This window comes from Pseudoalteromonas sp. S16_S37 (assembly GCF_014694405.1).
In the GTDB taxonomy this organism is placed as follows: domain Bacteria; phylum Pseudomonadota; class Gammaproteobacteria; order Enterobacterales; family Alteromonadaceae; genus Pseudoalteromonas.
The window spans coordinates 19,890-43,770 of the sequence record NZ_JAAUWV010000032.1 but is presented as its reverse complement, the minus strand read 5'-3'; the positions used below and the strand labels follow the sequence as shown (position 1 = coordinate 43,770).

The 23,881-nt window shown below is 43.6% G+C and carries 15 protein-coding genes; 7 read left to right on the top strand and 8 right to left on the bottom strand.

Annotated elements, in window-relative coordinates; translation table 11 throughout:
- Positions 1-112: 112 nt before the first annotated feature.
- From HC733_RS14125 to HC733_RS23175, 5 genes are read left to right on the top strand one after another with little or no spacing between them, the layout of a single operon-like run.
- Positions 113-2,275 (top strand): type I secretion system permease/ATPase, encoded by a 2,163-nt coding sequence (locus tag HC733_RS14125; RefSeq protein WP_190365673.1) that lies wholly within the window; start codon positions 113-115, stop codon positions 2,273-2,275.
- On the top strand, positions 2,272-3,579 hold the full coding sequence (locus tag HC733_RS14120; RefSeq protein ID WP_190365672.1) for an HlyD family type I secretion periplasmic adaptor subunit: 1,308 nt from the start codon (positions 2,272-2,274) through the stop codon (positions 3,577-3,579). The genes HC733_RS14125 and HC733_RS14120 overlap by 4 nt, the downstream gene beginning before the upstream one ends.
- A 40-nt stretch (positions 3,580-3,619) precedes the next feature.
- Positions 3,620-4,006, top strand: coding sequence for a hypothetical protein (locus tag HC733_RS14115; protein WP_190365671.1), 387 nt, complete (start codon positions 3,620-3,622; stop codon positions 4,004-4,006).
- 46 nt (positions 4,007-4,052) lie between these two features.
- Complete coding sequence (locus tag HC733_RS14110; protein WP_190365670.1) at positions 4,053-4,718, top strand: hypothetical protein; 666 nt, start codon at positions 4,053-4,055, stop codon at positions 4,716-4,718.
- Between the two features lie 30 nt (positions 4,719-4,748).
- Positions 4,749-13,910, top strand: coding sequence for a calcium-binding protein (locus HC733_RS23175; protein WP_238937553.1), 9,162 nt, complete (start codon positions 4,749-4,751; stop codon positions 13,908-13,910).
- 255 nt (positions 13,911-14,165) lie between these two features.
- Here the strand turns inward: HC733_RS23175 and HC733_RS14030 are convergent, their stop codons facing one another.
- Positions 14,166-14,906, bottom strand: coding sequence for a LytR/AlgR family response regulator transcription factor (locus tag HC733_RS14030; RefSeq protein ID WP_190365669.1), 741 nt, complete (start codon positions 14,904-14,906; stop codon positions 14,166-14,168).
- The gene (locus HC733_RS14025) at positions 14,903-15,940 is read right to left on the bottom strand and encodes a sensor histidine kinase (protein WP_190365668.1); all 1,038 of its coding nucleotides are present in this window, start codon (positions 15,938-15,940) and stop codon (positions 14,903-14,905) included. The genes HC733_RS14030 and HC733_RS14025 overlap by 4 nt, the downstream gene beginning before the upstream one ends.
- A gap of 158 nt (positions 15,941-16,098) precedes the next feature.
- Here HC733_RS14025 and HC733_RS14020 point away from each other — a divergent pair, with 158 nt between their 5' ends.
- Positions 16,099-17,319, top strand: coding sequence for a hypothetical protein (locus tag HC733_RS14020; RefSeq protein WP_190365667.1), 1,221 nt, complete (start codon positions 16,099-16,101; stop codon positions 17,317-17,319).
- Positions 17,320-17,375: 56 nt separating this feature from the next.
- Here HC733_RS14020 and HC733_RS14015 read toward each other — a convergent pair whose 3' ends face one another.
- On the bottom strand, positions 17,376-18,020 hold the full coding sequence (locus HC733_RS14015) for a class I SAM-dependent methyltransferase (RefSeq protein ID WP_190365666.1): 645 nt from the start codon (positions 18,018-18,020) through the stop codon (positions 17,376-17,378).
- 142 nt (positions 18,021-18,162) lie between these two features.
- Between HC733_RS14015 and HC733_RS14010 the strand changes: the two genes are divergently transcribed.
- A complete protein-coding gene (locus HC733_RS14010) occupies positions 18,163-19,050 on the top strand; it encodes a LysR family transcriptional regulator (RefSeq protein WP_190365665.1) in 888 nt (295 codons plus the stop codon).
- Positions 19,051-19,082: 32 nt separating this feature from the next.
- Here the strand turns inward: HC733_RS14010 and HC733_RS14005 are convergent, their stop codons facing one another.
- The 5 genes from HC733_RS14005 to HC733_RS13985 form a co-directional block, all read right to left on the bottom strand.
- Positions 19,083-20,291 (bottom strand): endonuclease/exonuclease/phosphatase family protein, encoded by a 1,209-nt coding sequence (locus tag HC733_RS14005; protein ID WP_190365664.1) that lies wholly within the window; start codon positions 20,289-20,291, stop codon positions 19,083-19,085.
- A 148-nt stretch (positions 20,292-20,439) separates the two neighbouring features.
- On the bottom strand, positions 20,440-21,192 hold the full coding sequence (locus HC733_RS14000) for a HugZ family pyridoxamine 5'-phosphate oxidase (RefSeq protein ID WP_190365663.1): 753 nt from the start codon (positions 21,190-21,192) through the stop codon (positions 20,440-20,442).
- Positions 21,185-21,982 carry a heme ABC transporter ATP-binding protein gene (locus HC733_RS13995; protein WP_190365662.1) on the bottom strand — a complete coding sequence of 266 codons (798 nt, stop codon included), beginning with the start codon at positions 21,980-21,982 and terminating at the stop codon, positions 21,185-21,187. The genes HC733_RS14000 and HC733_RS13995 overlap by 8 nt, the downstream gene beginning before the upstream one ends.
- Positions 21,975-23,024: a FecCD family ABC transporter permease gene (locus HC733_RS13990; protein ID WP_190365661.1), complete on the bottom strand. Its 1,050-nt coding sequence runs from the start codon at positions 23,022-23,024 to the stop codon at positions 21,975-21,977. Before HC733_RS13990 ends, HC733_RS13995 begins: the two co-directional genes overlap by 8 nt.
- Entirely contained in the window at positions 23,021-23,836 is an 816-nt protein-coding gene (locus HC733_RS13985; protein ID WP_190365660.1) for a heme/hemin ABC transporter substrate-binding protein, read from the bottom strand. The genes HC733_RS13990 and HC733_RS13985 overlap by 4 nt, the downstream gene beginning before the upstream one ends.
- Positions 23,837-23,881: the final 45 nt, after the last annotated feature.

Here is a 23,881-nt window from a genome sequence, read left to right as displayed (position 1 = left end):
TGATCGTTATTTTGCTATGTTAGACTAGTCCCTAATTACGGGAGGGACGCAATGGTTATAACTGCATTCACAAAGTCAAATGTTCACTTACAACATATAGAAGACGCAAATCATGGACGATAAAACCTATCAGCAGTTCGAATCTGGACTTGTTTGTCTCGCTTTGGCGGGCAGGCTTCATAAACGTGCCGTCAATATTGACGAATTGCGGCGCAACTTTACAGACCCTAAACTTAGAGAACCTAAGTTTGTTAACATTCAGATTATTCGAGCCGCAAAGTCACTAGGGTTTAGAGCTAAGTTTAAAACAACTCCAGTTTCAGTGCTAAACCAGAAAATATTTCCAGTGATTGCAAAACATGTTAAGGGGCACTTTGTGCTCATTGTAAATTGCTCGGATAAGGGATTGCTGGTGCAAGATGTTACTGCCAATAGGCCTGCACAGCTAGTATCCAGAGAGTCGTTTTATGAAAGCTATGAGCAACAGCTATTGATGCTTACTCCACGGCAAGGCTTGCTTACACAAGCCGCACGCTTTGGTTTCAAATGGTTTTTACCTGTGATGGCTAAGTACAAGCGCTTTTTTACCGATGTACTAATTGCGTCATTCTTCATTCAATTACTTGCGCTTGCATCCCCAATATTCTTTCAAGTCGCTATTGATAAGGTGATGGTCCATAAAGGAATGACCACGCTTGATGTATTAGCAATTGGCTTTCTATTTGTCATTATTTTTGAGGTAATACTGAGCGGTTTACGTGGCTACCTATTTAGCCACACGACTAATCGGGTAGACGTAGAGCTGGGTTCTTTGCTGTATGACCATATGCTGAAGCTGCCTATTGCTTTTTTTAAGTCACGCAGAGTCGGTGATACGGTTGCTAGGTTAAAAGAGTTAGACACCATTCGAGACTTTATGACGGGGTCGGCTTTGACTGTGGTGCTAGACATGCTATTTACACTGGTATTTTTCGCGGTCATGTTTTACTACGCGCCAGTTCTGACTTGGATTGTTGTTGGGAGCTTGCCATTTTATTTTGCTATTGCACTCATCTTAGGCCCCAAACTGAGACACAATTTAGAGCAAAAATTCCAACGAAGCGCTGAAAATCATTCATTTTTGGTTGAATCCGTTTATGGGATAGAAACGGTAAAATCTCTTGCAATTGAACCTCAAATGCGCAGTAAATGGGAGGATAAATTAGCTGATTACGTCGGTGTTTCTTTTAAAGCTGGGCAGTTAAATAATATTTATGGTCAATGTTCTTCTTTTATAACCAAACTAACCGGTTTGCTCATTCTATATTTTGGTGCAATTGCGGTAACAGACGGTGATTTATCAATCGGTCAATTTATTGCTTTTAACTTACTAGCACAGAGAGTTACAGCTCCAATAATGCGATTTGCAAACCTTTGGCAAGACTTTCAACAAGCGAAAATATCTGTTGAAAGACTAGGAGACATACTTAACTCTCCCGTTGAAAGTGGTGAGAAAAACAAACTTTCATTACCTCAGCTCAATGGCTCGGTACGTTTTGAGCATGTGAGCTTTAGCTACTCTCCAGAACGCCCAAATGTTCTAAGTGATATTAACCTTGAAATTAATGCAGGTGAAGTGATTGGTATTGTTGGCAGATCAGGGTCTGGAAAAAGCTCATTAACTAAATTAGTTCAGCGGCTATATTTAGTGAGTTCAGGTCGAGTGTTAGTTGATAATGTAGACCTTTCACTGATCAACCCAAGTTGGCTTAGGCAAAAAGTGGGGGTGGTGTTACAAGAAAACTTCCTTTTTAACGCCAGTGTAAGAGACAACATTGCACTTAGTGATCCTTCAGCGTCTCTAGGTCGAGTTATAAAAGCGGCAAAATTAGCTGGTGCTCATGACTTTATTTTGGAGTTACCCCACGCATACGATACAGAAGTTGGCGAACAAGGTGCTAACCTCTCGGGTGGACAAAAGCAACGCATCGCGATTGCACGAGCACTCCTCACCGACCCCTCTATTTTAATATTCGATGAAGCGACGAGCGCGCTTGATTACGAATCAGAGCGGATTATCCAGCAGAATATGCAGCAGATAAGTCAGGGCAGAACGGTGTTTATTATTGCGCATCGTTTAAGCGCAGTACAGCATGCAGACAGGATAGTTGTATTAGATAGAGGAAGAATTGTAGAGAAGGGAACGCATATAGAGCTATTAGCCTCACAAGGGCATTACCATTACCTTTATCAACTGCAATTTGGCGAAACTAAACTTAAAAGGCAGCCTGTATGAAGTCTCGTGTTATTGATTATGAATTTTTACCAGCAGCGCTGGAAATTCAGGCGGCCCCTCCACCTAAGCTGGCTCGTGGTATTGTGTGGACGTTAGTTTCACTGCTGATAGTCGGTATTACGTGGATATGTTTGAGCCCCATTGATATTGTTGCAACTGCAACAGGTAAAGTTGTTCCAAAACAGCGTGTTAAAACGGTTCAGCCGATGGAGTCTGGCGTTATTTCTAAAATTTATACTTATGAGGGACAAAAGGTAAATAAAGGAGACTTATTGCTTGAATTAGACCCTGCAATAAACGCTGCTCAAAGTCGAAATCTAGCGCATCAGCAAAGTGACTTGCAACAGCAAATTTATCGGTTAACTCAATACAGCAATTGGTTAGAAAACAAGTCAGCACAGAGTTTGCCACAGCTGACGAGTGAGCAAGCTAGACTACTAAACAGCGAAAAGCGGCTTCATGAGACCCAGATAAGTATGTTGAGCTCAGAGGTGGCACGCCTTGAGGCTGAACTTCAGTCAGCCCAGCTAAGTAAAGTTAAAATAGAAAAAACCCTGCCTTTGTTGCAGGAGCGCACAGATTCTTTAGAAAAACTACAAAGTAGCAAAATGGTCTCTAGGGAAGAATATTTGGCGTTGAAGCAAGAGGCATTGGCTCTAGAGGCACAGCTACCTATTGAAAGCGCGAATGTTAAACGCCTTAGAGCTGCAGTAGCAAGTGCCAATAGTAACTTGCAGCAAAAGCAAGCTGAAGCGATACAAAATACACTGGCGCAAATTAACCAACTACAGGTTCAATATCACCAAATTAGCGAAGATCTTGTAAAAAGCCGGTTTTTAGAACAAAAGATGCAATTAAGAGCGCCTGTATCCGGCACAGTTGAAAACTTGACCGTAACAACGTTAGGCGAAGTTGTTACACCTGCACAAGAGCTTATGCGCATTATTCCTGAAGATGATGAATTAATCGTAGATGCAGGGTTACTCAACAAAGACATTGGTTTTGCTTATGCTGGGCAAAGCGTTGAAGTAAAAGTAGAGAGCTTTCCATTTACGCGGTACGGGGTGATTGAAGGGACTCTAATTGATGTCTCTACCGATGCTGTAGAGCACGAACAATTAGGTTTGATTTTTCCAATAAAAGTGAAGCTTGATAAGCAGTCCCTCAATGTAGATGGTAGAGAAGTTCCTTTGAGCGCAGGGATGAATGTAACAGCAGAAGTAAAAACAGGGCAACGTTATATTGTGGAGTTTTTACTCTCTCCGATTATTCAGCATGCACACGAAGGCGCAAGAGAACGTTGATACAGATATTGTCGTAGGCACAACCTTAAGGAAAGAGAAGATGTTTTGGACGCAAATTTTTGAGCGCTCATCGCAGGTGAATGAAGAACGCGTTAACTTAACCAAGATAAGGCTTGTGTGCCTTTTTATTCTGTTATTCATGTTTTTACTTTTGCACATTGCTATTTACGTTTATTTGATAGAGCCAACGGAATATATGCGCAGTGCTGGTCAATCAGGTTATCTAATAGGGTATATCGAGCTTGTTGATTATTACTGTGCTCATCTGCCGAACTTAGCACCTTACATACACGCATCGTTTAGAACGAACCCTTACAGTATTGCGCTATACACTGTTTGGATTTTATTTTCCTTTTTGTTTTTTATATATGGTGTTGTGTTTTTTGCTTTGAGTCGATTGTATAAAGCAAATAATAAAGGGGAGTAGTGGTGGTTTTTAGCTTTTTATATTTGCTAGCTTAATGAGAGGAAATATGTCTTTTAAACAACGTTTTTTGGAAGAAATTCAGAAGCCGTATTCGGTTACTGGTATAGATATAAAAAAAGCCAACTATTTTTTATACGCTATGTTGTCTTTATTTATTTTGCTGCATTTTTTGATTTATTACGTGTTGATTGATCCTCAGGCATATATTGCTTCGGGTGGTGTAGATGGGTATCCGAAGTGGCTTGAAGCCATTGTTAATTGGCATAGCAGTTTTAATCCAGTGCTGGAAGAGCAAGCAAAAGCATCGGGGTCGATGAGACTTTATCACGGTGCTATTTATACCGTGTGGGTGATGTTTTCTGTACCAATGATTTTATATGGTCTGATTTTTGGTGAGTTTTCTACTTTAATTAATAAAATTAATAATGATTTTAAAGGGAAGTCATTGTCATATTGTTTAATTCGTATTTTTATTATCTACATAGGTTTGCATTTTGTTTTCTGGTATGTGTATTACCATTTTTTTTCTATGGGTGTTGCAAGCTCTAGTGATGGTTTTGGGGGCTTTTTTATATATGAATCTATGGAGGTTTTGCTCGTGATTGGGGCTCCAAGTTTGATTTTGTTTTTTGTAATGGTGGGGAATTTAATTAATTTTTACTCGAGGTTTGTTTTTGTGTTTTTTTCTTCACTTTTTTATTGTGAAAAGTGAGTTTTTATTGTTTTTACGAGGGTTATTTAAATGGATTTTTTAAATCATAGATATTTCCAAGAATATAATTTAGCAATACCTGTTATCCCACGGCAATACACCTTGCCAGATGGGACCAAACGTTGGATCAATACTGATGGCACTATAACAGAAGGGGGGCCAGCTGGTTCAGAGCAGGCGATTGATACTGGATTAGTTGGTGGTGTTGATGCAGATAATGTACTGGTGCACTTTGACCCTCAGTTAGACACTGTCGCGAATGCGGTGACTGCTAAGCCTTATCGTCCAGATACTTGGGGGAATGAGATCACCGCTGTACAAGGTGCGCTAGACTCATTTCTTTCAATTTTTGAGCAACTTTCAGTTAATAAATTATCAGCACAAGAAGTGGCCGCATTTCAAAGGTTTATCAAATACACTAAAACAGGGCCGCTGACGGTATTGGATTTGACGGTCAATGTAAAAACAGAAGGTGAAATAGCTGGTAGCCTAAAAACGCTAGTAGGAGGATTAGCTGGGTTTGCTGGGGGTGTTCTTGGGGCATACGTATTTTCTGCAAGTTTACCAGTTATTGGGGCTGCGGTGGTTGGTGCAGCAGCTGCATATGGTGTGTCTGTCGCCTGGGATAAGTTAGAGATGACGGAACATGTTAATAATGCACTAGATACAAGTGCTGAGTTTCTCGACCAAGTATACGATGATGTACAAGCTTCTTTAGGTGACTCTTTTGACAGTTTTTCAGATTGGATGGCTAATCAAGCAGGCGACATACTAGAGCGCATTAGCAATATTGACCGTTCTATAGATGGTTGGTACGACAGGATGATGGATGCCATATCTGGCAAGGTGTTAAGTGTAAATTACATGACAGCTGGTAACGGTAACGCGTCATTTGAAACCGCTATGGCGTCATACTCTGAGTTTGGCGTGGCTGAAACAGCAACACCCAAAGCACCACCGCGTACACCCACCCCTCAGCCAGCTTCACCGCTTGTTTTAGACTTAGATGGTGACGGGGTTGAAACGGTGGGTCACGAGCAAGGGATTTACTTTGATCACGAAGGTGATGGTATTCGCGAGTTGTCTGGCTTTGCTGGCGCGGATGATGGGTTGTTAGCCATTGATTTAAATGGCGACGGTAAAATTACTGACGGTCAAGAGCTGTTTGGTAGCCATACTATCCTAGCTAATGGTCAAAAGGCCGAAAATGGCTTTGTTGCACTGGCCGAGTATGACAGCAATGGCGATGGGGTGATTGATAGCAACGATACCGTGTTTTCCCGCTTGCGTGTTTTTCAAGATAAAAACCAAAATGGCAAAACCGATGACGGTGAGCTGCTAACGCTTGAAGAAGCTGGCGTGGGCAGTATATCTCTATCTCACCAACACTCAGAAATCATAGATAATCATAATAACGAGCACCGTCAACTTGGTTTTTTTACAACCAATGACGGTCAGGTTCGTGCAATGAATGATGTGTGGTTTGATGTTAACTTAACGCAAACGCAACTCACTCCGTTTGTAGCACCAGAACATATTGCGGCACTGCCCAATGCTAGAGGTTATGGCAATGTGCGCTCACTGCATGAAACCATGGCAAATGATACGTCTGGACAGCTTAAAGAACTGGTCGAGGGCTTTGTTAATGCGGGTAACGCTCAGCGGAGGCAAGAGTTACTGAACAAGGTGATTTACCGCTGGACAGGTCAAACTGACAGTGAAGGTGGCAATTACTATCAATCGCCGATCGATAGAAGAAAAATTAAGGCATTAGCGCAGTTTTATGGCTTTGAAATTCCTGATCCACAAGGAACGGGTATGGACTATGCGCGTGAATACGAAGCCATTTTTGCGAAGTGGTCAGATAAGTTGTTTTTTAAGCTTGCAGCAAGCAGTTTTTTAGAGAACTTTTTCAGTCAGGTAGATTGGTCGAAAGATGAAGCAACAGAGCAATGGCACGCAAATTTTGACTATGCAATTGATGGTGTAATTAAATATGTTGATGCGCATCCTGAAAAAGCACAGTTATACATCTCGGATATTGCTAAAGCAATCAGTGGAATAGACCCATACAGTGACCGACACCTCAAGCATTTTGTAGCGCAATTTACGGCTAAAGTTGACTCAGGTGAACTAGACGGTTACTCCGACTTCACCAAAGCATTGTTATCAAACCTTGAGAACATCCTCAATCCTGAAGTATCAACAGGTGATGCCGATGACTTTATATTTGGTTTAGATGGGGATGATACGCTAGATGCAGGAGCTGGAAATGATGTAATTGATGGCGGCACAGGCAACGATGTATTGATTGGTGGAGAAGGCAACGATGTTTATCGCTTTGGGATTGGCTATGGCCAAGACACCATCCGTAATATAGACGCATTACTAGATAGTCAAGGTAATAGACGCCGTGACACGGTTAACATAGTTGGCTCTCTTAGTCTTGCCGATATTACCTTGCTACGTAGAGGTGATGACCTAGTAATAGAAATAATCGGCACCGATGACAGGTTATTTATAGAGTCTCACTTTGCTCAGGATGGTTTAGCTAGGCACATTGATGCCATTGTGTTTACCGATGGCAGCATGTTAGAGGTAGGACCAGAGCACTTTGACACCATTAATGCAGTGACGCAACACTTGACTGAAGGCGATGATGAAATACACGGCACTTCTAGTGCGGATACTTTTAATACGCTCGCTGGTGATGATTTGGTATACGGTAAAGCGGGTGATGATGTACTAACTGGAGGCGCTGGTAATGATACGTTGCACGGCGATGAAGGTAACGATCATTTACAAGGGCAAGGTGACAATGACCTGCTTTTTGGTGGGCAGGGCAACGATACCCTCGATGGTGGTGACGCACAAGATACGCTTTTGGGTGGTCAAGGGGATGATACGCTGATTGGCGGAGCAGGTGACGACATTTTAGATGGTGGTAAAGGTAATGACCTATACCGCTTCGAGCTAGGTTTTGGGTTAGATGTCATTGCCGAAAATACCGCTGAAAAAGGTATAAACGAAATAGTATTTGGGCAAGGGATCCGCGCTCAGGATATTAAGCTTATTCGCACTGAGCGAGATGTGCGTATCATTATCAATGAAGGCATCGATGAAATTCGCATAATAGGGCAGTTTGACGAAAATAGTACCATTGAAAAAATTACTTTTACTGACCCTGACAGCGCTGACATTAGCTGGAGCGTACAGCAACTTATTGACAAGTTGGCTTTGGCGACACAAGCGTCAGACACACTTTGGGGAAGCCGCGACGCTGACACCTTAGATGGACTTGCAGGCAATGACTTTCTAAAGGGTCAACAAGGAAATGATGTGCTATTTGGTGGGCAAGGAGATGATACTGTTGAAGGTGACGAGGGAAATGACCAGCTATTTGGGAATGAAGGTCACGATATATTAAAAGGTGGTGCAGGGGATGACCAACTTTCAGGAGGTTTAGGTAACGACAAACTCAGTGGTGGCCTAGGTGAAGATGTTCTGCAAGGCGGTTTGGGAGATGACCACCTATTTGGTGGCTATGGCAATGATACTTATCTAATCTCGGCCGATGGTAGTCGAGATGTGATAGAGAGCACCAATAATGCTCACTCATTGGAGCGAATATTATTTGCACAAGGGATTGCCAAAGAAGATATAAGCTATCAACGTACTGGTAATAGTTTGCTGATCACGATAGATAGTAACAATTTGAACACCCAAGTGATTGTGCAAAATGCATTTATAGGTTCTCAGTTTGAACTGGACCATTTAGCGTTTCACGATGGCAGCACGGTAGAGTTTTCTCATGTCATTAGGCAATTAAAAGATTGGTCTGGTAGTGACGGTGATGATGATATTTACGGAGATGAGCAAGATAATATTTTCAATGCTGGTAAAGGCCACGACAGCGTATACGGGCGTGCAGGAAATGACTTGATTGTCGGTGGGGACGGCGTTGATAACTTATATGGTGACTCAGGGAACGATGTTCTAAAAGGTGAGGCTGGAAACGATAGGCTATTTGGCGGTGATGGGGACGACACTCTCTACGGCGGCGTTGGTGATGACATCCTGCTTGGTAACCTAGGTGATGATAGTTTCAGTGGCGGAGCGGGTAATGATATAGCCGATGGTGGCTTAGGTACTGATACGTACCATTTTAATATTGGGGACGGTCGTTTAGAAATCCACGACGAAAGTTATAGTGACGACGTCAACAAAATCGTATTTGGTAGTGGCATTACACCAGATGACCTACAAATCGACTTTGGTTCAGAAGATGATTTAGAGCAACAGCTAGAAGGTAATGAAAACCCAAGCTTCCCTCATAGATATATGACCTTGTCACTTAGTAATGGCGATACGATAACGATAAGAAACTTTGCGGATCATCTAGAGCAACCCATTGTTAACTTTGAGTTTGAATTTGCAAATGGTGAGGTCTTAAATTACGAGGCGCTCATAGCCAATTATTTAAATGGTACTTCACAAGACGATAGAATTAATGGCTTTTTGACTGATGATGAAATCAACGGTCAGGCAGGAAACGACACTATTCATGGATTTGGTGGTGAAGACACCATTCATGGCGGTGATGGTAACGACACCTTATATGGTGATTACAATAACGACCTGCTTTTTGGTGACGCAGGTGATGATAAGATCTTTGGTGGTGAAGGGCATGATACTTTAGAAGGTGGCAGCGGAAACGACACCTTAAAAGGTGGATCTGGAGATGATGTATTTAGAGGTGGTGCTGGAAATGACACTGTAGAAGGTGGCTTTGGTAATGACATCTATCACTTTGCGTTAGGAGACGGGCAGCTAACTATTAACAACTACGAAGCCAACGCGCAAGCCGCTCATGACACGTTGCAATTGGCTGAAGGCATTTCAATGGATGATGTTGTTGTCATTCACGATACCAGTAATTTCACAGACAACTTAATCCTTTCTTTTGGTAATGATGAATACATAAAGGTTCGCCATTACTTCGATGATATCAGGTATACACTAGATAAAATCCAGTTTGCAAATGGTGATGTTTGGCAATTGGACGATGTGAAAGCACGCTATTTACAGACCGCGATGACAAGTGAAGCAGACCGTATATTTGGCTTTGACGAAGCTGATCAAATCAATGGTTTAGCAGGACATGACTATATAGAGGGGCGTGGCGGTTACGATATTTTATATGGTGGTGAAGGTAATGATACGCTCAATGGTGGTAGTGGTGATGACAAGTTATACGGAGGCCCCGGCAGCGATAGGCTGATAGGGGGGACTGGTCGAGATGTATATCACTACAACAAAGGCGATGGCTATCTCACAATAGATGATAGCGACGACAATCAACTAAATGCAGGCGAACTGTTATTTGGTGAGGGTATTGAGCAGTCAGACTTACATTTAAAACGCTTTGGAGAGCACCTTGTTATATCTCTTGGTGAAGGAGAGCAAATCAAGGTTGAAAATTTTTATGCTCAGTCGACTAGCACCTATTACAAGTTAGCAGCTGTAACTTTTGCCGATGGCGGTTCGCTCGATTTGACGTTGTTGGATGACTTGGCGGACCTAGCTGGTACGCACGGAAATGATGAAATTGAAGGTACATCTTCTGCGGATGTTATTAACGGCTTAGGCGGAAATGACATCATTAAAGGTGGGCAAGGCGACGATAAGCTCTACGGTGATGAAGGAGATGACCAACTTTATGGTGGCGAAGGCAATGATGAGCTATCGGGCGGTGCTGGAGACGACTATCTCGCAGGTGGTGAAGGCGATGACGTATACCACTACAATCGCGGCGATGGCACAATAGAAATTAGAGATAGAGACAATACCGGGGTGGGTGTTGGTAATATCATTAAGCTGGGTGAAGGTATTTTACCAAGTGAAATCTTATTTGAGCGTGGCTTAAACGCGAATGATTTATATGAAAGCCTAACACTAGTGCTAAGCGATGGCGGAAAAATCAAGATAACGGATTTTTACTTTGAGGGTAAGTTGTCAATTGGTGCAATCGAGTTTGCAGATGGCACTGTTTGGACACCTCAAGATATTCAGGCAATGATCACGGCATCTACCAATGATGATGACCTTATTCAAGGGATTGCCATTGGCGAAGCATTAGATGGTATGTCAGGCAATGACACCCTCTATGGACGCGGTGGCAACGACGTGATCTCTGGCGGTGAGGGTGATGATACAATATATGGTGGGTCGGGTGATGACGTGCTCATCGGTGGTCAAGGCAATGACTTTATGCAAGGTGGTCAAGGAAGTGATATTTATCAATACTCACAGGGTGATGGCAGTTTAACCATTGATGCACAATTCGATAGAACCGATAAATTAGTACTTATGGGCGGTATCAAGAAGTCAGATTTGCAAATCCAACGCGCTGAAGAGGATTTGGTTCTAACGTTGGCAGCCGATCAGCAAATCACTATCAAAGGTTATTTCTCTGAGCGTTGGTACGCTAATATTTATCCAATATCAAGTCGCAGAAATGAAGACGCAGGTCTCACCATTGAATTTGAAAATGGGAGCTCATTAAAACCACAAGAAGTTCGTGAAGCCCTGCTTAGTGCGTCAAACGGTAATGACGTGTTGATAGCTTATTCTTTACCAGAAGATGGTGAGCAGCCGATAACCCTTAACGCTTTGGATGGTGATGATATTGTGTACGGCCACTCAGGCGTAGACGAGCTCAATGGTGGAAGAGGCAACGATACCTTATTCGGTGCCAACGGTGATGATATTCTCGTAGGCGGAGCTGGAGACGACGAACTAAAAGGTGGCGATGGAGATGATTACCTTAGCGGCGGAACGGGTTCTGATTATGTCGAAGGAGGTAAAGGAAGCGATACTTATACTTATGCACGTGGAGATGGCCTGCTTGCTATTAATAACCGCGATGATGATTATTTGAATTCAATAGACCGGCTTGTGTTTGCTAGTGACATAAAGACTGAAGATGTGCGCATTTCTCGCCTTGGTGATGATTTATATCTCACATTTGAATTGGGGGATGAAATTAAAGTTGAAAGCTATTTCGATGAATTAGGAGGACATGCAAGGTATCGTTTAGACAGGGTAGAGTTTGTTGATGGTACTGTCTGGGAGTATGCTCAACTCAAAGATGCACCTTTTAGAGTGCCTGATGGCACAGCAGGTGATGACCATATTATTGGTTCTGATAGAGATGATAACATCAGTGGCTTTGCAGGTAATGACAAGTTAGAGGGCGGCGCTGGTAATGATGTACTCAAAGGTGGAGAAGGAGATGACGAGCTAATTGGTGGGGCGGGAGACGATCACCTATATGGCGGCGCCGGTACTGACACAATGGCAGGTGGCTTAGGGGTAGACACGTACCATTATAACCGCGGTGATGGTGAACTAGCAATTAGTGCATCCGTATCACAAGAAACTCAGCTACCAATAGATGTTCTCCAGTTTGGCGATGATATCTCTGTAAATGACCTTACCTTTTCACGTAGCGCTAATGATTTACTTATCAAGCTCAGTGGTGGTGGCGAGATACAAATTAAAGGCTACTATTGGGCAATTGATATAGGCACTCTTGCGGCAATTAAATTTGCAGATGGTAGTCAACTTGATTTGGCAGTAGTTAATAAAATACCCCCAGTAGGTACCGATAACGGAGAGGGAATTTCAGGGACCTCTTTAAACGATTACATTGACGGTCGTGGTGGCAGTGATGGGTTGTTTGGTCATGATGGTGATGATGAGATCCATGGTGGCTTAGGAGACGATTACATTAATGCTGGCAACGGTAATGACAAACTATTTGGTGAACAAGGCCGAGACAACATGTTCGGGTTTGCAGGTGATGATTATCTAGATGGTGGTGAAGGTCAAGATTACCTCGATGGTGGGGATGGCGATGACACAATAGTCGGTGGGCTAGATGATGATCGCCTTTCAGGTGGTTTAGGTAATGACGCTTTACACGGAGGTTCAGGTGATGATTACATTTTAGCGGGCAGTGGAGATGACACGCTCATTGGAGATGAAGGTAATGATTATCTATATGGACAGGATGGTCATGACTACATTGACGGTGGTAATGGTAACGACAGATTGTCTGGCGGTCTTGGTAACGATGAACTCATTGGCGGTGATGGTGATGATGTTTTAGAAGGCGACAGCGGTAACGATACGCTTCAATCTGGAGCGGGCAAAGATAAACTAGAAGGTGGAGAAGGCGATGATCACCTAGAAGGTGGTGATGGCCGTGACGAGTTAAATGGTGGCAAAGGCAATGACCATTTAGATGGTGGTGCTGATAGAGATGAGCTTTATGGTAAAGAAGGTCATGACACGCTGCTAGGTGGTGATGGTGATGATGATCTCTACGGCGATGAGGGTAACGATATACTCAATGGTAATACAGGAAACGATAATCTGTTTGCTGGAAGCGGCGATGACATCTTATATGGTGATGAAGGGAACGATTCTCTATATGCCGGAAATGGTAACGACAAACTTTATGGTGGTACCGGAGATGACTATTTAGAAGCAAGTTCAGGGAATGATGAACTCTTTGGCGGTGATGGTAATGATCAACTTTGGGGTAGCTGGGGCCAGAACTCGCTTAACGGTGGAGGTGGAGATGATAGCATTTATGCAGGTGCTGGTGATGAAACCTTAACCGGTGGAAGTGGTTCCGACACTTATTACTATTATCATGGTGCCGGCCACGATGTTATTACTGCTGAGCAAGAGTCAGAGCTAGGTGCTACCAATAAGCTTGTACTGAATGCAGGAATAAACTCTTCAATGCTAACTTTTAAACGTGTTGACCAACAGTTGGTAATAGAAATTGAAGGTGGTACAACAAGTAGTGGAAATATTATCGAGCCTGGCAGCATCACTTTAGAGCATTTTTACAGTTCAGATAGCAGCTCTTCATTTTCAGACCTTCAAATAGATTTTGTAGAGTTTTCGGATGGAACTGTGTGGGATAAAGCCACATTACATAGCAAAGTTGTTGGAGATTCACCTAGTTTAATGGGAGTAGCAACAGACGCTAACATTGAGCTGATGTTTGAAAGCTTATCGCAGTCTCTCAACTCAATGGGACTTGACAATGATGCTTCGGAAATTGGAAGAAGGCAACTAATAGAGCCGTGTATGATGATGTATGATATTCAATAAGGCTTAATACCAAATAAAACCCGAATCAGAGTGATTCGGGTTTTTTAACGTAGAGTTTGCAGTTAATCTAGCTCTTAAATCACCTAGCAATCACTCACATTGTGACTTATCAACTTGCAGCTCAATATCCACCTAAACCAAGCCGTTGCTTGAGCGAAGTGGCTGAGCCCCACTCATTAAAACAGCGTCTACCAAATAGTGGGCAGCTAAGTTGTTGGCAGGCGTTATCATCGTCAGTTATTTTTGTATAACTAACTAGGGGTAAAAAGCCTTCAATTTTGTTTTAACCTGTCCAAGATAGCGTCGGCTAACTGGGTGCATATGTCCTTGGCAACACAGATATACACCTTCGTCTGTTTGCTTCAGGCTTTCTATCATGCTGATATTCAGTAAATGGGAGCGGTGACATCGTATAAACTGTTGCGGGTCTAACAATGCGCTCAACTGCTTCATGGTTTTACGTATTACCAAGGTCTGTTTTGCAACTTTGATACACAGATAATCATTAGCGGATTCCACAGATATAATACTTTGCGTATCTACCATGCGGGTTTCGCCCCCTTCCTTGAGAGCTATTCGTTTAAGGTACTGGTGCTTAGGCGTTATTACCTGCTTATCTTTGGGATGATTTATTTGACGTTGTCGCAGACGAGTAAGCGTTTGTGCAAAAAATTCATCGTTAATCGGTTTTGTTAGGTAATCGATGGCATTGAGGCGAAATGCTTCTATCGCATGTTCTTGATAGGCACTAACAAAAACGATGTGTGCGTTACAGTACTGTGCGAGCAATGCACCTGCTTCTATGCCGCAGAGCCTGGGCATATTAATGTCTAGAAACACCACATCGGGTTGCTGCTGAGCAGCTAACAATAAGGCGTCTTCACCATTGTCAGCCTCGCCTACTATTTCTATATCGTTGGCAACCTCTAGGCGCAGGCGAAGCGCTTCACGGGCTAATGGTTCATCGTCAACAATTAAGGCTTTTAGGTGCTTCATAGAGGTACCGTCATGGTCACAATAAAGAGGTCGCCTTGTTGGCCATATGCCAATGTTGCCGAATTGCCGTAAAAGGTCTGTAACCTTTGCTTGGTGTTATACAGTCCCATGCCTGTTCCTTTGTTATTATTTATATTTTTGGCTGCGCTGAGTGAAGCACATGGATTACTCATTTTAATTATAAGGGAATGGGGCTGGGTTTCGAGTGCAATACCAATGCTCGAGTGTGACGTTTGTGCCGCTGCACCATGTTTTACCGCGTTTTCTAGTAGCGGTAGAAGTATGCCCGTCGGTAGTGCCACTTGTGGTAAAGACTCTGGTACGTGCCATTCTATCGAGAGGGTATCGGCAAAGCGCATTTTTTCAATGTCTAGATAGTGTCTGCACCGCGTTAGCTCTTTTGATAGTGGTTGAGTAAGAGGAGGCTCAAGTGTCAAGGTATGCCTAAGGTAGCTGCTGAGTTTATTCAGCATGTTACGTGCGGTGTTGCTGTCTTTTTTAAGTAGTAGGGTGTCTACACTTGCCAACACGTTAAACAAAAAGTGCGGATCGATTTGAAATTGTAAAAGCTTTAACTGCGCATCACGCGCTTGCTGCTGTAACTTGTCCTGCTGTTTAGATTGAAGTTGTGTACGTTTTTGATAATGCCAAAGCCAAAAGCCACAGCTCCACAGTAATAATTGCGTGACCGCTGACTTACCATTATGAAAATAGCCCCAAAAATGAAACTTGTTATTGGCAGATTCCAGTACATGGTACTCAAGCGCGTTGAAGCTAGCTCGCCAAGCCAGCCCTGCAACTACTGACAGCGCTAAGGCCATGGCTAGCTGAGCTGCGACGTGCCATCGCAGTATGGGCTGGTAAGCGACGAATAATAAAGACGAAAAAAGTGCGCCTAATGCCATGTAGCTGAAGATCCATATCCACTCAGGGGGTTTTACATCAAGCCAAGTAAAGCGGGTTAACAGCGCTAACGCCCCCCATAGCAGTAATTGTCCCCAAGCAAAACGACGAATAAAAAGACTGGTGAACATATTATCCTCATTATGATTTTGGCCTGATGGCATCATAGCGCGCAGAGCCTTAGGTTAAAAACCGAAAACCGCAAAAGGGCGACCGAATTTCGCAAATGACTGTGCCTCTTTCTTTGAGAGCGTTACGTTAAGGGCACTTTTTAACCCGGAGTATTTTCATGTTTCGAATCATTTTTTGGCTTTTTTTAACACTGAGCGCGAACGTTTGGTCGCAGCCTTATCGCACTGAGTATTATGCTGATTTTCATTTTTGGGAATCGCCTTATCAGCCCTTCATTGGCACGACACCGCTTAGCAAAGAAGATGCACAAAAGCGTATTCATATTCAGGCAGGTTATGATAGATACAATCGTTTGGTCGAGATCAAAACTAAGCTGGGTAAGCATTATAAAAATATTCCATCTTTGTACGTGCACGCGGTTCATACTCAAATTACGTATCAGGATAGTTTTGAAATACATCGCTTTTTTGATTCGTTTGGCAACCAGGTCACGGTATGGGGCGATGTGTGGGAACAACGTTATCAAAAAGATGGCAAAGGACGCTATCTGAGTCTTAAGTTTTTTAATAAAGACAATGAGGCTATTGAAAACAGCTGGGGGGTGGCGGCTTATCATTGGTCGCATCCTGGTGACGGCAGTGTTGTTGAAACCCGAGTAAACCAATCTGGCGAGCTTAAACCTCATCGGCCTGGCTTTGAATTTGAGCGTATTAGATTGCTTTTTGATGGGCGGGGAAATTTACGATTAATGCAGAACTTAGATGAGCAGCACAACTTGTTAGCATCGGCCTCTGGGGCTGCGCAATATCGTTACTTTTACAACGCTCGTCAGGGGTTTGAGCGCTGGGAGGTGCTCGATAAGCAGGGGAAGGCCGCGCTAGGTCCAACAGGTACAGCGGGTGAGCAATATACGTTTGATAAGAATAATTGGACTCAAATTGCGTTTTTTGGCGTTAACGGGCAACCTGCAATACACGATTCGGGGGCGGTACATTGGCACGCGCAATATGATCAATACGGCAATTTAACTGAGCGTTGGTTTACGGATGCACAAGGCCAGCCCATTAACGGGAAGTATGGCTTTCATAAACGAGTGTCAGTGTGGGACACCACAGGGTTAAAGCTGTTGCGCCATGAGTACTATGACAATAATAATCAATTGACGCGTAACATTGACGGCGTAGCTAAAGTTCACTTTATCTACAATATGCAGGGCTTATTAATTGAAATGCGTAATACCGATGAACATGACACTTTAGTCAACGACACATGGAACGGTTATGCCAGACAAACTTTTACATACGATGAAAAGCATGTGCAAAAGGGGTCACAGCGTTATCTTGCAAAAGGGGAGGTTTATCAACCCGCTGCTCGCTAAATAGTGTGTTGCAGTTGGCCGCAGCGGTGTAAAATACGCTGCGGAGGCTTAACTGCTTACTTTACATTAGCATCGTGCTCTTCGGGTTTTCGAGCCACCATAAATACGGCTTTATTGGGGCCTGGGCACCACTCATATTCAATGGAAAAGCCAGCATTTTCTAAGGACTCTTTTAATGCTTTTTGGCTAAAAACTTGAACACTGGGCATAAATGGCAGCACTTTAAAAAGTGGTGCAAATAATTTAAACCGAGTGCCCATATCACCAATACAGGCCGTGCTCGTCACAAAAACGCCACCAGGCTTTAATAGTTCAAATACCTTGGCAATGTGAGCTTGCCAATCGTGTAGTAGGTGTAAAATACTCATGCCCAGTACTACGTCCCAACTGCCATCAGGGCTTTTGAGATCAAGCAGTTGCGTTTGCTCAAAACTAATATTGGTTACATTAGCTCTGTCTGCTTTTTCTTTTGCTATCTGAAGCATTTTTGAAGAAAAGTCTGTTGCGTGAACATGTTTAACTTTGGGAGCGTGATATGTCGCCGTTGAACCTGTACCACAGCCAAATTCAAGCATACGTGTGTCGCTCGAAAGGTATTGCTCAGTGTGATCTAGTTTTTTTTGATATGACATTTCGTCGGCAACCGGTTGTTTTGCGTAATTGTTGGCGATGCAATTCCAGAAAAAAGAATGTGTAGGCATGTTGACTCCAGCCGTAAAAGGGATTTAGATGCATATTAGCATGCACAAATTAATATTAATTGACCGAAAATTGCATTTTAAATATACATATTTGCATGGGTTGGTATATTGATTTAAAAGGTAGTAGAGCGATGGAGACAGGATGGATTGGCGTTCAGTGAATTTTGATTGGAATCATGCGCGGTCATTTTTGGTTACAGCCAGAGAAGGTTCTTTGTCAGCGGGCGCACGTGCACTCGGGCTTACTCAACCGACGTTAGGTCGTCAAGTTGCATCGTTAGAAGCTGAGTTGGGTGTTGCTTTGTTTGAACGGGTTGGGCGAGGGTTAAGCTTAACACCAACCGGGTTGAAATTAGTTGAACATGTAGAAGCGATGAGCGAAGCGGCCAATCTATTTTCGCTAGCAGCGTCAGGCCAGTCTGATTCTATCGAGGGCAACGTGGTGATCTCAGCTTCTGAAGCCACATCGGCTTTTATATTGCCACAAATATTGCTGCCGTTTAGAGCGTTACATCCAGGTATTTCCCTGCAGCTACTTGCTTCAAACGCCGCCAGTGATTTAACAAGACGAGAAGCTGATATCGCTATCAGGGGCTTTCGGCCACATCAACCTGATTTAATCGCTAGGCGTATTAAGGACATGGAGTTTGGCTTTTATGCGTCACCGAGTTACCTAGCTGGTGTCGATTGCTCTGTTAATGCCACCGACTTTAACTCGCTGTCGTTTCTTGGTTTTGATCATACCGATATGATGATTAATGAACTGAACAAAAGAGAGATCCCTGTGACAGATAAAAACTTTTCGATTGTTTGTGAAAACCATCTGGTGCAATGGGAAATGGTCAAAATGGGGTTTGGTATCGGGATCATGGCCACATCAGTTGGTGATAACGAGCCTTGTGTTACCCGTGTGTTCACGGATATAGCTCCTTTTGTTGGTGAACAGTGGCTGGTTGCCCATCGCGAGCTACGCAGCAACAGGCGTATTAGAGCCGTTTATGATTTTTTAGCACATAAACTAGCGCGGTAGCGACTACCGCACTGCATTATTCGCTTTGGTGGTCATTCGCATTGTAGCGTATCAATTGATAACTCAATATCCACCCAAACTAATCTATGATCTGAAGATGCACTTCTATCAGCGACCAATTCAGCGCCAGCTTCATCTTTTGTTGGCCAAAATACGCCACTGTTGGTGAGCGTTAAATCAGCTGAGGGAAGCACATAGTCTGCTCTCATGCCCCAATGAGCCGTGTGAGTTGCAGCATTTTTGTTGTTTGGTTTATTCAGTAAGCCTCCTTGTGAGGTGGGAGCAGGGTATTTGTTGACCCGAGGGTGCTCCAGTAGCTGACTGATGGCTTTAGGGTGTGCATCTCCATCAACTGCACTGGCGTTTAAATCGCCCAAAATCACGAATGAGCTACCGTTAAAACCACCTGATTGACCATTATCGTCATACAGGTAGCTGTTGCCAGTTTCACTGATGTAGTCTTTCCACACTCTTATTTCATCGTGGTTTCTGCGACCATTTCTATCTTCAGGTCCATCAAATACAGGCGGTGTTGGGTGACTTGCCAGTATATTGATTTGCTTGCCGCATACTTTGATAGGAACATCCCAATGTGATTTAGAAGATAGTCGCATGATGTTGCGTTCTTGTTCTGAATACCAGCTGCGTCCATCTTTCTCTTGGGGCATTAAGTTATCAGGCATGTCTTGCCACAAAAAGTGTTGGAAAGTACGCACATTCTTACTATCAATGGGAAGTTTTGAGAGTAGCACCATGCCATATTGGCCGGGATAATGGCCAAAACCAAAGTGTGTTAATCGTGCATTTTCGCCCGATAAAGGCGTATTGACTCCAGTGTTTACTGGGGCTAGGTAAACATAAGGGTAAGTGATGGGGGCAAAGCCATTTTGTGATACTTCTAAATATCGCTTTTTAAAAAGATTAATCCCTTGCTCTGGGTCGCTGATGTAATCAAATTCATTGAGTAAAATTACATCTGGACGAGTGCGTTGAATTATCTGCGCAATATTATTGATTTGCTCGAACTGACCGCTGATTAAGGCTGTGGTTAACGCGTTGCCAGATGCGTCGATGTGCTGACCCATTTTGTAATTAGTTGCTTCCATACTCACGTTAAATGTGGCAATTCTCAGGTTATAGGAGTCTTCTGGTACATTTATAGCGGGCTTATTTTGAATACTTTGACAACCTATATTTAATAATGCGGTTGCCAACATGGCGGGTAGAAGTGCGTTTTTCATTGTGAACCTAATAACTAAATACGGTCGCTGTAGTTTACATGGTTTCGCCTTAAAAGGGTGTTGGTAGCATATTGTTTTATTTCGCTTAATTATGTAAGGAGGCGCACGGTGATAGCTAAACTCCGACAACATGCGCCAGTTAACGGTTTTATTCACTATGCTCAGTGGCACTTTCTTCAGCCAGTTGCTCTCTCGCCGCTTTGGTTAATCTAACTAACTCTTTACGCACACTGGTGCTATCTAAGCAGATTTTCTCAAATTGCACATAGTAGTTTTTCTCGTTGGCGCGCAAGTAGCAGCCATCGCTGACTATGGTTGTCATGGTGACGCTATCGCTATCAATGCCATGAGTGAGCTTTAAGATCAGACGATTAGCATCGCTGTGGTCATCATTCATATGGGTAACCATATTGGCTTCGTCGTTTAAATCCCATTGTGGTTGCGCTTGTCGCCATTCATCTTTTTCAATCCAAAAAATATGACCAAAGCCGCCGATATAGCGCACGCGTTTAACTTCCATACGCCACAGCTGGAAATCATGAGCTTGGCGGTAGCTTATGGCCTCGGGGTATTGGCGTTCATAGCGGGCCAAGAGGGCGTCATGTTCATCTACAGGCACAGGTGCTGCATCGCCTACCACAGTTACTCGTGCATGGGCATTTTGGTCGCCTTGTTCGGCTGCATCAAACACGGTAGCGCACATTTTACTGTCTTCTGATAAGTTGCGTGAGTGCTGCGCGATACCTGCAATGTAAAAAATTAATCGGCCTTCGTTATCACTCATAAAAGGTGAGACCGAACCAAAGGGGTAACCAGCTAGGTTCTTAGAAATGGTTGAAATTACGCAAACATTAGATTGTCTGACTAACGTTCTAGCTTCAAAAGCCGCTTGTTCACGCATGAGTTACTCCTCGTTGTGGTTCTGAAAATATCATAGGTATTTGATAATTTGGATGCGTTGTTATTTGCATATCTGTTTTATAAATTGGTTGTAAAACCGAGTGTTGTAAAACCTCTTGCGGTTTGCCATCGTGACTTAGCTTGCCTTGGTTTAATAGCAGTACACGATCGGCGTATAAAGAGGTTAAGTTTAAGTCGTGTAACACCGCAACAACGGTATTGCCTTGTTGTGCAAACTCTTTTGCTTTAGACAGTGTTAGGTGCTGATGGTGCATATCAAGTGCCGATGTTGGTTCATCAAGTAGCATCAGTTTAGCGCGAGTTGAGCTTTTATGGGCATCTAGTTGCGCCAAGCAGCGAGCAAACTGGACGCGTTGAAATTCTCCGCCCGATAATGCTGTGACATCTCTGGGGGCGAGCTTTTCGAGGTTAAGTTGTGCTATCAGTTTATTGACCACCTGTGTCTGTTGATGCAATGGCTCATGATATGGGTAGCGACCCATAGCGATAAGCTGCGCGGCAGAAAACGCAAAGTTGACGCGATTGTTTTGTAAAAGCACCGCGCGCTTGGTGGCCAGAGTTTGATAGTCCAAGGAGTGTAGCGCTTTGCCATCTAGTAATATGTCGCCTCCAAAAGGGATATCACCGCAAATTGCGCTTAACAACGTTGATTTGCCAGCACCATTTTCGCCTAATAACACCGTAAACTCACCCTCTTTTAGAGTAAAGTTGATGTCTTCAAGGATGGTTTTTTGACCTCGTTGAATAGATAAATGCTGACAGCTAAGCATGTTGACCTCGCTTTTGCTTCAATAATTGATACACGAAAAATGGGCTACCAAACAGCGCGGTTACAATACCAATGGGCAGCTCTGATGGTGCTACGATAAGACGTGATATCCAATCTGCAAGCAACATCAGCACGCAACCAAGCAACATGCTCAGTGGCAGCATACGTCTCAAGTCGGGGCCAACGAGCAAGCGTGCCACATGAGGGACTAACAGACCAACAAAGCCAATCATGCCAGCTAAAGCAACCGCACCACCAACACCTAAGGCAACAATCACGATGATTTGTGTTTTGAGTTTTTTAACGTTAACACCAAGGTGACGGGCCTCAAGTTCTCCAAGCATCAACGCATTAATTTTTTTGCGTAGTAAAAATAACACCAATACGCTGACAATTATTAGCGGTGCAGCATATTTCATGGCTGACCAACTGGCACCACCAAGCGACCCCATTTGCCAATAGGTCATTAAACGCAATGCACTGTCATCGGCAAAAAAGCTAAATAAACCAATGACCGCCATGGCCATCGCATTAATAGCTACACCGGCAAGCAGTAACGTGGTGATCTGAACTTGTCCTTGGTGACTGGCTACTTTATAAATTAACGCCGTCACACTCACAGCCCCAATAAAAGCCGCAGGTGCTACCATCGCTTCGTGAATAAAGCTCAGCTTTGCGCTCAGGGCTATAACCGCAACGGCGGCCATGGCTGCGCCTCCTGTCACACCCATTAAACTTGGATCAGCCAATGGATTTCTGCAAAGAGCTTGTGTTGCTGCGCCTGCACTGGCTAGTACTGAACCGACTAAAATAGCGAGTGCTAATCTGGGCAGGCGAATTTGTGTCATTACACTGACATGTAAAGGCTCTATCTCTGAGATCATAGCGTCAGGTAGTAGCCAAACAATTGGCATTTTCCAATTCCAGCCAATGGCGCCGCTGCTTAGCGATAACCAAGCCAACATGGCAAGTGTAATGGCGCTTAGCCAATACCACTGAATGTGCTGTTTGTTATGAAGTAAGGGGTAAGCAATATTGTTCATAGCGACTTTTGAGCATAATTAGTCAATGTGGCAATGGCTTCGGGTAAACGAGAAGTCATCCCGATTGAAATCAATGAGTCCATCACGAGAACACGACATTTTTGAGCGGCAGGAATAAGTGCAAGAGATGCTTGAGCACAGAATGCTTGTTTGCCACCCAGTGAGTATACGGTATGGCTGGGCGCAACGATAAAGTCTGGGTTGCTGGCTAACAAAGATTCTAAATTGTAGGGTTTAAAGCCCGATTCATTTGCGAGGTTTTCAATACCCGCGTAACGGAACAAAACATCTGGCACCGTTTCTTTGCCTGCCACTAATACGCCTCTGTCACTGGCTGACAAAATAAACAGTGCTTTATAAGGGGTTTTTGTTTGTGTTGGTGGCAACTGTTGTTTGAGTTGCTTGATAAGTTGTGATGCACTTTCTTGCTTGTCTAAGTCTTTGCCGAGGGTGGTAATAAGGCTAAATAATTCAGCTACCTTCGTTGGCTTTGGATAGTGATTGACGGGTACGCCCGTACTTTTTATTTGTGTTAATACTTCTGGTCGGCCACTGCCTTCAAGGGCAAATACGCGAGAAGGGGCTTGTGCCAAAATGCCTTCAGCAGCTAAATCACGGTAGTAGCCTACTTTAGGTAACGATTGCGCTTGCTGTGGCCAAGTGCTTGAGGTGTCTATGGCAACAACTTGTTCTCCAGCGCCGAGCGCAAAAACAATATCTGTCAACGTCCCGCCAGCGATAATTAATCGTTCAGCCTGAGCGTTATAACTCAATATAAGTAGTGTTAAAAATAGATAGATACGTTGCTTCATCTGTTTCTCGTTCTTTATAAGACTTACGGATAAGCGCTGTGGGCG